Below are 12,344 nucleotides of genomic sequence, written 5' to 3' on the forward strand. Positions count from 1 at the left end.
ACCCTGATGAACACCGAGGGCTTCGTGCTCCCCTCTCCCACCGGGAGAGGGGCTGGGGGTGAGGGTGTGCCGGCTGCAAGCACCGATGCCGAGAAGTGGATCCTGGCGCGCCTGGCCAAGGTCGCCGCCGAAGCGCAGCAGCACTTCGCCGACTACCGCTTCGACCTGCTGTCGCAGGCCTTGTACGAATTTGTCTGGAACGAGTTCTGCGATTGGTTCCTGGAGCTGACCAAGCCGGCGCTCAACGGCGACAACGCCGCCGATGCGGCCAGCACCCGCCACACCCTGCTGTATGTGCTGGAAGCGGTGCTGCGCCTGCTGCACCCGCTGACCCCGTTCGTCACCGAGCAGCTGTGGCAGCAGGTGGCACCGCGTCTTGGCATTGCAGCCGACTCGCTGTCGCTGCGCAGCTATCCGACTGCAGAGGAATTTGCCGGCGACTACGCGCAGGCCGAAGCCGACGTGGAGTGGTTCAAGACCATGGTCAGCGCCCTGCGCCGCGTGCGCAGCGAGTTGAACGTGCCGCCGTCCAAGCAGGTGCGCCTGTTGCTGCAGGGCGGCCAGGCGGCGGATCGTGCACGTGTCGAACGCTTCGCCTCGCAGCTGCGCTTCCTGCTCAAGCTGGAAAGCATTGATTGGTTGGCCGGTGATGCAGTGACGCCGCCGGCCGCGGCCGCGATTGTCGGTGAGCTCAAGCTGCTGGTGCCGTTGGAAGGCCTGGTCGATCTGGATGCCGAGCGTGCGCGCCTGGACAAGGAAATCGCCCGCGTGTCCGCCGAGAAGGAAAAGAGCGAGACCAAGCTGTCCAAGTTCACCGACAAGGTGCCGGCAGCGGTGGTCGAACAGGAGCGCGTGCGCCTGCTCGACTGGAACAGCCAGCTGGCCGGCCTGCAGGAACAGCGCGCGAAGCTGTAAGACCTGTTGTTTGTCTTGAGAAACGCCGCCTTCGGGCGGCGTTTTCTTTTGTGCGTGTTGGGTGCTGGCAAGCACCCTGCCCAGAGCGAAGAGCGCCCTCATCCGCCCGGTCGGGCACCTTCTCCCGCAAGCGGGAGAAGGGACAGCAACGATTTTTGCGCTGTGATGGGTACGTCGCGCGATCACGCTCGAGCTAAAGCCAAAGCACGTAAAGCCGATTGCTCAGTGACACCGCAGAAGTGCATGGTGCATTGCATTCCCTTCTCCCGCCTGCGGGAGAAGGTGCCCGACCGGGCGGATGAGGGGGCTTTTGCCTTTTGCCTTTTTGCTCCCCCAATCCCAGCTACCCTCCCCCAACACCCAAGCCATCACCCGCCATGTCCCTGGGCATCTTCTGCGCCGTCCTGTTCGCCGCCCTGCTCCATGCCAGTTGGAACGCCATCGTCAAACTGGGCGGCGACAAGCTGCTGACCACCCTCCTGGTTACCGGCTGGGCCGCGGTGCTCTCGGCCATCGCCCTGCCCTGGCTGCCAACGCCGGCAACGGACAGCTGGCCCTGGCTGGCCGCCTCGGCGCTGCTGCAGACCGGCTACTACCTGCTGGTCGCACGTGCTTACCAGTACGCCGACATGAGCCTGTCCTACCCGCTGATGCGCGGCTGCGCACCGCTGCTGGTTGCCGTCGCCGGCACCTGCTTGTTCGACGAACACCTGTCTGCCAGTGCCTGGGCCGGCATCGCCCTGATCAGTGGCGGCATCCTGTGCATGGCCGGCAGCAGCAGGCCGGGCAAGCTCCGCTTGCCGCTGGCCATTGCCGTGGTCATCGCCACCTACACCCTGGTCGATGCACAGGGCGCACGCCTGTCCGGCAATGCGCTCAGCTATACGCTGTGGCTGTTCCTGCTGTCCGGCCTGCCACTGCCACTGTGGGCGCTGTTTGCCCGCCGCCAACAACTGCGCCACTACCTGCACGGCAACTGGCAACGCGGCCTGGTCGGCGGCGTCGGCACCACCGCGTCCTATGCAATCGCCCTGTGGGCAATGACACTGGCACCGGTGGCGGTGATCGCCGCGCTGCGCGAAACCTCGATCCTGTTCGCCCTGCTGATCTCGGCGCTGCTGCTGAAAGAGCAGGTCAGCCGCCGGCGCCTGCTTGCCGCTGGCCTGATCGTCGCCGGGGTGATGCTGTTGCGGCTGGCCTGACGCCGCCAGCGCCGCTTACAGCGGCGGCATCACGCTGATGTCGTCGGCCACCAGTTCCATCGCCATCACCAATGCATCTTCGCGGCCGGTGTCGGTCGGATAATAACGGGGACGCCGGCCAATCTCGTTGAAACCCTCGCTGTGATACAGGGCGATGGCCGAGGTATTGGAAGGCCGCACCTCCAGGAACACCCGCTGCGCGCCGCGCTGGCGCGCCACCCGCACCAGCTCGCGCAGCAGGCGGCGGCCATGGCCGCGCGACTGGCACAGCGGATCGACACAGACATTCAGTACGTGTGCTTCGTCGGCAGCCAGGCTCAACATGCCATAGCCCACCAGGCCATCGGCCTGCTCCAGCACCCGACCGGGGTAGCCGGCCTGCAGGCAGTCCTGGAAGATGCCGCGCGTCCATGGGAACGGATAGGCGCGCAGCTCGATTTCCATCACTGCGTCCAGATCGTCCACGAACATCGGGCGCAGGCTGGGCCCAGCCGCACTCATTGACGCATCTTCCGCCGCAGCGCACGCAACTGCGGCCACAGCGCACGCTTGGCGGCCGGATTGGCGCGCAACTCGGCCAAGGGCCAGCTGTCCATCAGCACGCGGGTCTGTGGGTCGTTGGGGTTGCAGCCAGAAGCCCGTAACAGGGCGATCTGCAGCCGGTCAGGCAGGCCCAGGCCGCCGCTGCGGCGTGCAGCCGCCGGGGCGGTGAATGCAGGCGCCGGCAGCGGCGCGGTATCCGGCGTCTGCGGCGCGCGCGCGTTGGGTTCGCGCCGTACAGGCGCAGGCGCCGACCGCGACGGGGCAGCCACTTCGATTTCGATGGCAGCCGGCGCCCGCTCGGGGGCATTGACCTCGGCAGCCGGAGCGTCCAGCGCCCCGCCTTCGAGATAGACCGTATAGCCCATCGCCTGCAGCAACGCCTGCTGCTGCGGGGACCACAGCGGTGCCGACGCCACCACGGTCATTCCACCTTGCCTGCCGGCGGCTGCCGCCACCGTTGCAGCAGCCACATCACCGGGCCGGACAAGGCGTAGACCACACCCACCACGAACAGGGTGCGCGGCAGATCCACCACCAGGATGGCGATGATGATCGGCACCAACGCCAGCACCACGAACGGTACGCGCTCGGAACGTGGCCCCTTCTCGGCGCCCCCCTTGAAGCTCCAGAAACGGATTCGGCTGACCATCAGCAGGCCCGCCACCAGGGTGACCGCCAACGCCACGTAACGCAGTTCTTCACCGTTCCAGCCCAGGCTGCCATCGGCGAAGGCCCAGACGAAGGACATCATCAACCCGGCCGCCGCCGGGCTGGCCAGGCCGACGAACCAGCGCTTGTCGACGGTACCGACCTGGGTGTTGAAGCGGGCCAACCGCAATGCGGCGCAGGCGGCATACAGGAATGCCACCGACCAGCCCACCCGGCCCAGCACCTCGCCATCGAACTTCAGCGAGGACAGCGCCCAGTGGTACATGACCAGCGCCGGCGCCATGCCGAAGCTGACCAGGTCGGCCAGCGAGTCGTACTGCACGCCGAACTCGCTGCTGGTGCCGGTCAGGCGCGCCACCCGGCCATCCAGTCCATCCATCACCGCCGCCACGAAGACGGCGATGCTGGCATTGACGAAATCGCCATTGGACGCGGCAATGATCGCGTAGAAGCCGGCAAACAGGCCGGCGGTGGTGAACAGGTTCGGGAGCAGGTAGATGCTGCGCGAACGCGGTGGGGGTCTCATTTCGTCCATACCGCCCAGTTTAATCGACTTGCCAGCCACGTCACCGGGTGCTGCAATCGGCCCCTGAATCTTTGACCGTCCCCGGAGTTGCCATGCGCGCCCAGTCCCGCCTCTGCTGCCTGCTGCTGCTCGCCAGCGCTACCGCCAGTGCCGGCAACCTGTACAAGTGGACCGACGCCAACGGTGTCACCCAGTATTCCGAGCGCCCGCCGACCGGCCAGAAGTACGAAACCCGCCGGGTGACCTCCAGCGGTGCGTCCATCCCCGAGCCCGTCGCTACCCCGGGCGCGGCCAGCGAAGACGCCCGCTGCCTGGCCGCCCGCCAGAACCTGCAGCTGCTCAATGGCAGTGGCCCGGTCATGCACGATACCGATGGCGACGGCAAGCCGGATACGCAGCTGGACGACAGCCAGCGGGCTGCGCAGAGGCAGCTGGCCGAGTCGATGGCCGCGGTTTACTGCAAGGACGCCGCCAAAAACTGAGCTGAGTAGCTCCATGGCAGCGGCCGGGGAGCGACACGGTATGCCACCGTTTCCGGCCTGACCGCCCCGTCAGGCGGGAAGGCTGGCAAAATAGGCGATCGTCCGTTTTGCGAAGCCCCCTGCCATGCGTCTTTCCCGCTTCCACCTGCATACCACCAAGGAAACCCCCGCCGACGCCGAACTGGTCAGCCACCGGCTGATGCTGCGCGCGGGCATGATCCGCAAGCTGGCATCGGGCCTGTATACCTGGTCGCCGCTGGGCCTGCGGGTGCTGCGCAAGGTGGAAACCATCGTGCGCGAGGAAATGAACCGCGCTGGCGCGGTGGAACTGCAGTTGCCGACCATCCAGCCCAAGGAGCTGTGGGAGGAAACCGGGCGCTGGGAGAAATTCGGCGGCCAGCTGCTGAAAATCAAGGACCGCAAGGAGCAGGAATACTGCTACAGCCCCACCGCGGAAGAAGCCATTACCGATTTCGCCCGCCAGGAGCTGTCCAGCTACAAGCAGTTGCCGGTCAACTTCTACCAGGTACAGACCAAGTTCCGCGATGAAATCCGCCCGCGTTTCGGGGTGATGCGCGCCCGCGAGTTTCTGATGAAGGACGCCTATTCCTTCCATCTGGACGACGCCAGCCTGGTGGCTGAATACGAAAACATGAAGGCCGCCTACAGCCGCATCTTCACCCGCCTGGGCCTGGAGTTCCGCGCGGTGCAGGCCGACTCCGGTGCCATCGGCGGTGATGCCTCGCAGGAGTTCCACGTCATCGCCGATTCCGGTGAGGACGCACTGGTGTTCTCCACCGGCTCGGATTACGCGGCCAACGTGGAAGCCGCGATCGCCGCCGACCCGGCAGCGCGCGCCGCCGCCAGCGAAGAACTGCGCAAGGTCGACACGCCAACCCAGAAGACCTGCGAGGAAGTGGCCGCATTGATGGGCATCGCCCTGCTGCGCACGGTCAAATCGATCGCGGTAATGACCAACGAAGGTGAATTCGTGCTGGCGCTGGTGCGTGGCGACCATGAAGTCAATGAAATCAAACTGGCCAAGGTGGCCGGCCTGGCCGATTACCGCATGGCCAGCGAGGCCGAGATTGCCGATTATCTTGGCAGCGAGCCGGGTTTCCTGGGGCCGTTGAATCCGCGCAAGCCCATCCGCGTGGTAGCCGACCGCGAAGTGGCGGCCATGGCCGATTTTGTCGTCGGTGCCAATGAAAAGGGGCAACATATTGCCGGCGTCAACTGGGGCCGCGACCTGGCCGAGCCGGAAGTGGCTGACATCCGCAACGTCAAGGCTGGTGACCGTGCCCGTGATGGCGGCGAGCTGAAGATTACCCGCGGTATCGAAGTCGGTCATGTATTCCAGCTGGGCCGCAAGTATGCCGAGGCGTTGAAGGCCACCGTACTGGACGAGAACGGCAAGGCCGCGGTGATGGCCATGGGCTGCTACGGCATCGGTGTATCGCGCATCGTCGCTGCTGCCATCGAGCAGAACAACGACGATGCCGGCATTATCTGGCCGGTGGCCATGGCGCCGTGGCAGGCCGTGGTCTGCATGATCAACCCCAAGCAGGACGCCAACGTCACCGCAGCGGCCGAGGCCCTGCTGGCCGACCTGCTGGCTGCGGGCGTGGATGCCGCCCTGGATGATCGCGGCCTGCGCCCGGGCGCGATGTTTGCCGACATGGAACTGATCGGCATCCCGCACCGCATCGTGGTTTCCGAGCGCGGCCTGGCCGCGGGTACTTTCGAGTACCGCGCACGCAACGCCAGCGAGGCCGAAAACCTCGACCAGGCATCGGTATTCCAGCGGATTATCGGCTAAGGAAATACCTCAAAAGGCCGGGACACACCCCCGGCCTTTTCATTTTCCGATAACGTGTAATGGATTATTCATTTGTCATTCCCCGGTCGGCGCCGTTATGCTTCCCCGCGCTGCCACGGAATGGCGCTTTCTTCTTTCCCATTATCCGGAGTAGTTATTCGATGAGTATTGATCTGTCGGGCCTGTCGGCCAAAGAACTGGCCACCCTTATCCGCGATGCACAGAAGCGCAAGACCGTGGTTGCCAAGCGCCAACCCATCGCCAAGGCCCGCGCCCAGGTAGCCGCCGCAGCCAAGAAGGCCGGCTACACCATCGAGGAACTGTTCGGCACCGCCGCTGCCGCCAAGGCCCCGCGCGCCGCCAAGGCAGCCAAGAGCACCGGCAAGACCGGCCGCAAGCTGCCCAAGGTTGCCCCCAAGTACCGCAACCCGGCCAATGCCGAGGAAACCTGGACCGGCCGTGGCAAGCAGCCGCGCTGGCTGGCCGAATACACCAAGGCCGGCCGCAAGGTCGAAGAATTCCTGATCAAGTAATTACCGATCAGTGCAATTGAAAACGCCGGCGCAAGCCGGCGTTTTCAATCTGAGCCGCACAAACCACCCCGGCACAATCCGGCTTACAGATTCTGGTTCTTGCGCGCCGGGATCAACAGGTTGCCGAACAGCAGCCCCGCCACCAGCGCCATCACCACATTCACCACGGTCAGCAGTGCCGATTCACCGGCATTTACATTCTGCTGCTGGATCAGGCTCAGCACGCCACGCAGGCTGGTGCTGCCAGGCACCAGCATGATGATGCCCGGCAGGCGCACGATGGCCCCGGGGCGATGCGCCACCCGTCCAAACAGGTTGCCGGCCGCGGTCAATACCATTGCCGCCAGGAAAATACCGGCCGGCGCACCCCACAGTTGCCCGCCATAGCGGGAGATCGCATAGCCGGCCACCGAGGCTGCCATGACCCAGGGGTAATCGCGCTTGCTGGCGCGGAACAACATGGCGAAGGCAAACGAGGCTACCAGCACCGAGCCCCACTCCACCCAGTTGGACTGTGGCCGCGACGCCTTGATCACCGGCTCCAGGCCAAGGTAGTGGGCAATGGTGACGGCGATCATCGCCCCCACCGTCAACTTCATGATGGTGGTCAAGGCGCCGGCAAAGCGCGCGGTGCCCGATACCCAGTGCTGGCTGGCCAGTTCATTGACCGAGTTGGTCAGCGCCATACCCGGCAACAGCACCACCAGCGAGGCGATGATGGTGCTGTTGAGATTCAACGGCCCGATGAAGCTGGCCACCAGCACCGCGACAAAACCGGCCAGCAACGCGGCCAGCGCCTCGCTGGCTTCGCGGGTGGCCACGCGACGGTCGGTGTAGAACAGCATCAGGCCGATCAGCAGCCCGGTGACACCTGCCGTGGCGATATCCAGCCAGGGCAGCCGCCACAGGCCCGCCACACCCGCCGAGCCGAGGCTGAAGGACGCCAGCAGTTCGATCTTGCCGCGCAGGCCAGGATCCTTGTCCAGCTCGCGCAACGCGGTATGGCCCTGGGCGATGGACATCTCGCCGGCGGCAACCGCATCGGCGATCTGGTCGGCCATGGCCAGTTTATGCAGGTTGGTATCGCCGGGGCCCAGGCGGATCACGCGGGTGATGTCACTGGAGCCGATGGCACGGGTGGGGTCACTGAAACTGAGGATCAGCCCGGTAGGGTTGGACCAGGGCTCGCAATCCAGATCCAGCCGCTGCGACAAGGCCACTACGGCAGCCTCAAGCCGCTGCGCGGTGGTGCCATAACGGTGCAGACGCCCGGCCATCTCGGAAACGAAGGCCACGCGCTGTGCGTAGGTTGCCCGGTTGGGGGCTGGCGCAGGAGCGGCCGGGGCGATGGTTTCTGCGGACATGGGCATTAGTATCACCTGAAGCCGGTGAATACTCATCCGGGCTGGACACTTGTCGGGTTATTCTTCAACCGAATGCCTACAACGACCTCCCCCACCCAACCCGACTGCGTGCTGGATCCGGGTGCCGATGGCCAACTCAGGCTCTCCGGCAGCTGGACACTGGCCACTGCGTTGCGCTCGATGGAGGCATTGGACGCGCACGCGGGCACCCTGACCGCCATTGATGCGCGTGGCATCGACCAGCTCGATTCGGCTGGCGTATTGCTGCTGCTGCGTTACGCACGCAAGGCCGGGCTGGGTGAGGATGCGCTGCTGTTCCGGCAGGAGCACCAGGCCCTGGTCTGCACCATTGACGAAGTGGCCGACGAGCGCCCCAGGCCGCAGCGCGATTTCGGTTTTCTGGCGGCGCTGGAACGCCTTGGCCGTTCGGTGCAGGCCATCGGCCGCAACATCAAGGTGCTGGTCAACTTCCTGGGCGAGAACCTGGCCAAGATGGCGCGCCTGGTACGCCAGCCGCGCCGCTTCCGCCTGACCGCCACCGTCAACCAGATGGAAGAGGTAGGCCTCAACGCCGTACCGCTGGTGGCCCTGCTGTCCTATCTGGTGGGCGCGGTGATCGCCTTCCTCGGCTCCACCATCCTGCGCGACTTTGGCGCCGAGATCTATGTGGTGGAGCTGGTCACCATCGCCTTCCTGCGCGAGTTCGCGGTGCTGCTGACCGCCATCGTGCTGGCCGGACGTACCGCCAGTGCCTTCACCGCGCAGATCGGCGCGATGAAGGCGCGCGAAGAGATCGACGCGATCCAGACCCTGGGCCTGGACCCGATCGACCTGCTGGTGCTGCCGCGGGTCCTGGCATTGTTGGTGATGTTGCCGCTGCTGACCTTCATCGCCATGTTGGCCGGCCTGGCCGGCGGCGTCACCGTCGGCGCTTTCGATCTGGATATCCCGCCGCAGATGTACCTGGCGCGCATGCACGACACCATGGAGGTGCGGCACTTCCTGGTCGGCCTGGCCAAGGCCCCGGTGTTCGCCCTGATCATCGGCCTGATCGGTTGCCTGGAAGGGCTGAAGGTGGAAGGCACCGCGCAGTCGGTGGGCGAGCGCACCACCTCCAGTGTGGTGCAGACCATTTCGCTGGTCATCATCCTCGACGCGTTTGCCGCGTTGTGGTTCATGCACATGGGCTGGTGAGGCAACGACTATGATGATGGCCATCCGCTCCAACGCCGACGGGAATGACGGTGCCGAATTTGCCATCCGCGTTCGCGGCCTGGTCAATCGTTTTGGCAGCCAGACCGTGCATGACGACCTGGACCTGGACGTGCGCCGCGGCGAGATCCTGGGCGTGGTCGGCGGCTCGGGCACCGGCAAGTCGGTGCTGATGCGCTCCATCCTCGGCCTGCGCACGCCCAATGTGGGCCAGATCGAGGTACTGGGCGTTGATGCCCGCTCGGAGGACCCGGCCGACCGTCTGCGCATCGAGCGCAACACCGGCGTGCTGTTCCAGGACGGTGCGCTGTTTTCGTCGCTGACCGTCGGCGAGAACGTGCAGGTGCCGCTCAAGGAGCACCATCCGGAGCTGAACGAACGCTGGCACTACGAGCTGGCGCTGTTGAAGGTGAAGCTGGCCGGCCTGCCCGCCGACGCCATCAACAAGCTGCCCTCACAGCTGTCCGGCGGCATGCGCAAGCGTGCCGGCCTGGCACGGGCACTGGCACTGGACCCGCCGCTGCTGTTCCTGGACGAGCCCACCGCCGGCCTGGACCCGATCGGTGCGGCGGCTTTCGACCATCTGATCAAGACCCTGCAGCAGGCGCTGGGCCTGACCGTGTTCCTGATCACCCACGATCTGGACACGCTTTACGCCATCTGCGACCGGGTTGCGGTGCTGGCGGACCAGAAGGTCATTGCCAATGCCCCGCTGGCGGAAATCGAACAGATGGACCACCCGTGGATCCAGGAATACTTCCACGGCCCGCGGGCACGGGCCGCGCGTGGCGAGCGACAGGCGCTTGAGGGCACACCATGACGGCCATCCGCCACCCTGCTTTCACCCCGGGTTGCACCGCCACCGCGCAGATTGGGCGCGGCGGTGATCCCTATTTTTCCCTTTCAGATATGGGCTGCTGAGCCATGGAAACCAAAGCCAACTACGTCCTGATCGGTGCTTTCACCCTGATCGTCGGCGTGGCGCTGCTGGCCTTCGGGCTGTGGGCGGCCAAGTACTCCTCCGACCGCACCTGGCAGGAATATCGGGTGGTGTTCAACGAAGCCGTCACCGGCCTGACGGTGGGCAGCCCAGTGCAGTACAACGGCATCGCGGTGGGCTCGATCACCGAGCTGACCCTTGCCCCGGATGACCCGCGCAAGGTGGTAGCCAAGCTGCGGCTGAACTCCACCACCCCGGTCAAGACCGATACCCGCGCCAAGCTGGCCATCACCAGCCTGACCGGGCCGTCCATCATCCAGCTCAGTGGTGGCACACCGCAGGCGGCCGCGCTGACCGCAGTAAGCAAGGAAGCCGTTCCCACCATCGCCACCACGCCGTCGGCGCTGCAGAACATCACCGACGTGGCCAACCGCGTGGTCGAGCGCATGGACGAACTGCTCAGCGACGAGAACGTCAACAAGATCTCCAGCACGCTCACCCACCTGGAAGCCATCAGTGGCGGCCTGGCCGACCGCGATCAAGGCACGCAGGCGCTGCTGGTGGAAGCCCGTGATGCTGCCCGCAATCTCAACACCACCCTTGGCACCGCCAACGGTGCCATCCAGCACCTGGACCAGAACGTGCTGCGCCAGCTGCCGGCCACCCTCGACAAGCTGGATACCAGCCTCAGCAAGCTGGATTCGGCCGCCGGCAATGCCGATGCCATCCTGGGTGAGAACCGCGCGGCCATAAACAGTTTTGCCAATGATGGCCTGGCCCAGTTGGGCCCTACCCTGACTGAACTGCGCGGCCTGATCCGCGACCTGCGCCGGGTCAGCGACCGGCTGGAGAACAACCCGGCGCGCTACCTGCTTGGCCGCGACGCCCCGAAGGAGTTCGAACCGAAATGAAGCGCCTGCCCCTGCTCAAACTGCTTGCTCCCGCCTGCCTGCTGGCCGTGGCTGGCTGCTCGGTACTGGCCGGCGGTGATCGCCAGTCCACCACCATCTATGCGCCGCAGGTACGCATCCAGGCCGATCCGGCCTGGCCGCAGGTCAGCTGGCAGCTGGCCATCGCCAAGCCCAGCGCCGCGCGCCTGGTGGACAGCCCGCGCATCAACGTGCGGCCCACCCCCGGCGAGCTGGAGGTCTACCGCGGCGCCACCTGGTCACAGCCGGCCACCGATATGCTGGAAGACACCCTGCTGCGCGGCTTCGAGGATTCCGGCCGCATCGCCGGCGTTGCCCGCATCGCCACCGGCATCCGCTCCGATTACAAGCTGACCATCGACCTGCGCCGCTTCGAGTCCGATTACCGCGGCACCACGCTGCCGGCGGCGACCATCGAGCTCAATGCCAAGCTGATCCACAGCATCGACCAGCGCGTGGTGGCATCGCGCACCTTCGTTACCGTTGAAGCCGCCGGTTCCACCGCAACCGGCGATGTCGCCAAGGCCTTTGAGAGCGCTCTGCAGAAAGCCAGTACCGAGCTGATCGGCTGGACCCTGCTCAGCGGCCAGGCCGACGCCCAGCAGCTGGCGCGTACACCTGGCGGAAGGTGAGGTTGATGCGCTCGGCCGTCACCTTGGCCATCTTCGGCAAGGCATGCTGGTAGTCGCGCTGGCAGTGCCCGCGCATCACCAACAGATCACCGTGGCCCAGTTGGCAGGCGTGACGCTGCACATGCGCGTCAACGCGCCGCAGCAGGAAGCGCCGCGACGCGCCCAAGCTCAATGAGGCGATCACCGGCTGCTGGCCAAGTTCAGGCTCGTCATCCCGGTGCCAGCCCATGCTGTCGCCGCCGTTGCGATAACGGTTCAGCAGCACGCTGTTGAACTGCGCCGCGCAGGTCTGCTGCAGGCGCGCGCGTACTGGCTGCAGTGCGGCCAGCCAGGGATGCGGCGTGAAATCCGCACCGGAATAGCGGTAATGCGCGTCGGCATCACCCATCCAGCAGCTCAGCCGGGGCGAATCGACCCAGCGCCCGAACATGCGGATGCGGTGCACCTGCCAGCAGACCTCCTCGCGCAAGGCGTGCAGCAGTGCATCGGCCTGCGATACAGCCAGCCAACCCGGCAGGTGAACTACCTCCGCAGGCAACGCGTCGGCGAAATCGAAGCGGGTTTGCTCGTTCATGCCA

The 12,344-nt window shown here is 65.8% G+C and carries 13 protein-coding genes and 1 pseudogene; 9 read left to right on the plus strand and 5 right to left on the minus strand.

Annotated features, from left to right (window positions below):
• Both B2527_RS11375 and B2527_RS11380 read left to right on the plus strand, forming a co-directional pair.
• The coding region (locus B2527_RS11375; RefSeq protein ID WP_293712250.1) for a class I tRNA ligase family protein at positions 1 to 915 on the plus strand (915 nt) is incomplete at its 5' end.
• 377 nt (positions 916 to 1,292) lie between these two features.
• Positions 1,293 to 2,117, plus strand: coding sequence for a DMT family transporter (locus B2527_RS11380; protein WP_293712253.1), 825 nt, complete (start codon positions 1,293 to 1,295; stop codon positions 2,115 to 2,117).
• A gap of 15 nt (positions 2,118 to 2,132) precedes the next feature.
• Here B2527_RS11380 and rimI read toward each other — a convergent pair whose 3' ends face one another.
• From rimI to pssA, 3 genes are read right to left on the minus strand one after another with little or no spacing between them, the layout of a single operon-like run.
• Positions 2,133 to 2,618 carry a ribosomal protein S18-alanine N-acetyltransferase gene (gene rimI, locus B2527_RS11385; protein ID WP_293712256.1) on the minus strand — a complete coding sequence of 162 codons (486 nt, stop codon included), beginning with the start codon at positions 2,616 to 2,618 and terminating at the stop codon, positions 2,133 to 2,135.
• Positions 2,615 to 3,085: an alanine acetyltransferase gene (locus B2527_RS11390; RefSeq protein WP_293712259.1), complete on the minus strand. Its 471-nt coding sequence runs from the start codon at positions 3,083 to 3,085 to the stop codon at positions 2,615 to 2,617. The genes rimI and B2527_RS11390 overlap by 4 nt, the downstream gene beginning before the upstream one ends.
• The gene (pssA, locus tag B2527_RS11395) at positions 3,082 to 3,864 is read right to left on the minus strand and encodes a CDP-diacylglycerol--serine O-phosphatidyltransferase (RefSeq protein ID WP_293712262.1); all 783 of its coding nucleotides are present in this window, start codon (positions 3,862 to 3,864) and stop codon (positions 3,082 to 3,084) included. The genes B2527_RS11390 and pssA overlap by 4 nt, the downstream gene beginning before the upstream one ends.
• An 83-nt stretch (positions 3,865 to 3,947) precedes the next feature.
• Here pssA and B2527_RS11400 point away from each other — a divergent pair, with 83 nt between their 5' ends.
• The 3 genes and pseudogenes from B2527_RS11400 to B2527_RS11410 form a co-directional block, all read left to right on the plus strand.
• Positions 3,948 to 4,337, plus strand: a complete 390-nt coding sequence (locus B2527_RS11400; RefSeq protein ID WP_293712265.1) for a DUF4124 domain-containing protein — start codon at positions 3,948 to 3,950, stop codon at positions 4,335 to 4,337.
• Positions 4,338 to 4,461: 124 nt separating this feature from the next.
• Positions 4,462 to 6,156, plus strand: a complete 1,695-nt coding sequence (locus B2527_RS11405) for a proline--tRNA ligase (protein WP_293712268.1) — start codon at positions 4,462 to 4,464, stop codon at positions 6,154 to 6,156.
• A 161-nt stretch (positions 6,157 to 6,317) separates the two neighbouring features.
• Positions 6,318 to 6,683, plus strand: a pseudogene (locus tag B2527_RS11410) (H-NS family nucleoid-associated regulatory protein); the annotation flags it as partial.
• 89 nt (positions 6,684 to 6,772) lie between these two features.
• Here B2527_RS11410 and B2527_RS11415 read toward each other — a convergent pair.
• Positions 6,773 to 8,053 carry a threonine/serine ThrE exporter family protein gene (locus B2527_RS11415; protein ID WP_293712270.1) on the minus strand — a complete coding sequence of 427 codons (1,281 nt, stop codon included), beginning with the start codon at positions 8,051 to 8,053 and terminating at the stop codon, positions 6,773 to 6,775.
• A gap of 72 nt (positions 8,054 to 8,125) precedes the next feature.
• On the opposite strand from B2527_RS11415, the gene B2527_RS11420 reads away from it, so the two are divergent.
• The 4 genes from B2527_RS11420 to B2527_RS11435 all read left to right on the plus strand — a co-directional run bounded on the left by B2527_RS11420 (position 8,126) and on the right by B2527_RS11435 (position 11,766).
• Positions 8,126 to 9,247: an ABC transporter permease gene (locus B2527_RS11420; RefSeq protein WP_293712271.1), complete on the plus strand. Its 1,122-nt coding sequence runs from the start codon at positions 8,126 to 8,128 to the stop codon at positions 9,245 to 9,247.
• Between the two features lie 16 nt (positions 9,248 to 9,263).
• Complete coding sequence (locus B2527_RS11425) at positions 9,264 to 10,085, plus strand: ABC transporter ATP-binding protein (RefSeq protein WP_293712272.1); 822 nt, start codon at positions 9,264 to 9,266, stop codon at positions 10,083 to 10,085.
• A 104-nt stretch (positions 10,086 to 10,189) separates the two neighbouring features.
• Positions 10,190 to 11,116: an MlaD family protein gene (locus B2527_RS11430; protein ID WP_293712276.1), complete on the plus strand. Its 927-nt coding sequence runs from the start codon at positions 10,190 to 10,192 to the stop codon at positions 11,114 to 11,116.
• Positions 11,113 to 11,766: an ABC-type transport auxiliary lipoprotein family protein gene (locus B2527_RS11435; RefSeq protein WP_293712279.1), complete on the plus strand. Its 654-nt coding sequence runs from the start codon at positions 11,113 to 11,115 to the stop codon at positions 11,764 to 11,766. Before B2527_RS11430 ends, B2527_RS11435 begins: the two co-directional genes overlap by 4 nt.
• Here the strand turns inward: B2527_RS11435 and B2527_RS11440 are convergent.
• On the minus strand, positions 11,714 to 12,340 hold the full coding sequence (locus tag B2527_RS11440; protein WP_293712282.1) for an alpha-ketoglutarate-dependent dioxygenase AlkB family protein: 627 nt from the start codon (positions 12,338 to 12,340) through the stop codon (positions 11,714 to 11,716). The two genes, B2527_RS11435 and B2527_RS11440, sit on opposite strands and share 53 nt — an antisense overlap.
• Positions 12,341 to 12,344: the final 4 nt, after the last annotated feature.

Origin of the sequence: Stenotrophomonas sp. UBA7606, assembly GCF_002477705.1 — a bacterium.
Classification (GTDB): domain Bacteria; phylum Pseudomonadota; class Gammaproteobacteria; order Xanthomonadales; family Xanthomonadaceae; genus Stenotrophomonas.

Excerpts from the sequence above, each read along its gene's own strand:
- pssA (WP_293712262.1), bottom strand. The coding sequence starts at position 3,864 with ATGGACGAAATGAGACCCCCACCGCGTTCGCGCAGCATCTACCTGCTC.
- B2527_RS11390 (WP_293712259.1), bottom strand. The coding sequence starts at position 3,085 with ATGACCGTGGTGGCGTCGGCACCGCTGTGGTCCCCGCAGCAGCAGGCG.
- B2527_RS11380 (WP_293712253.1), top strand. The coding sequence starts at position 1,293 with ATGTCCCTGGGCATCTTCTGCGCCGTCCTGTTCGCCGCCCTGCTCCAT.
- B2527_RS11420 (WP_293712271.1), top strand. The coding sequence starts at position 8,126 with ATGCCTACAACGACCTCCCCCACCCAACCCGACTGCGTGCTGGATCCG.
- B2527_RS11430 (WP_293712276.1), top strand. The coding sequence starts at position 10,190 with ATGGAAACCAAAGCCAACTACGTCCTGATCGGTGCTTTCACCCTGATC.
- B2527_RS11440 (WP_293712282.1), bottom strand. The coding sequence starts at position 12,340 with ATGAACGAGCAAACCCGCTTCGATTTCGCCGACGCGTTGCCTGCGGAG.
- B2527_RS11405 (WP_293712268.1), top strand. The coding sequence starts at position 4,462 with ATGCGTCTTTCCCGCTTCCACCTGCATACCACCAAGGAAACCCCCGCC.
- rimI (WP_293712256.1), bottom strand. The coding sequence starts at position 2,618 with ATGAGTGCGGCTGGGCCCAGCCTGCGCCCGATGTTCGTGGACGATCTG.
- B2527_RS11415 (WP_293712270.1), bottom strand. The coding sequence starts at position 8,053 with ATGTCCGCAGAAACCATCGCCCCGGCCGCTCCTGCGCCAGCCCCCAAC.
- B2527_RS11425 (WP_293712272.1), top strand. The coding sequence starts at position 9,264 with ATGGCCATCCGCTCCAACGCCGACGGGAATGACGGTGCCGAATTTGCC.
- B2527_RS11400 (WP_293712265.1), top strand. The coding sequence starts at position 3,948 with ATGCGCGCCCAGTCCCGCCTCTGCTGCCTGCTGCTGCTCGCCAGCGCT.
- B2527_RS11435 (WP_293712279.1), top strand. The coding sequence starts at position 11,113 with ATGAAGCGCCTGCCCCTGCTCAAACTGCTTGCTCCCGCCTGCCTGCTG.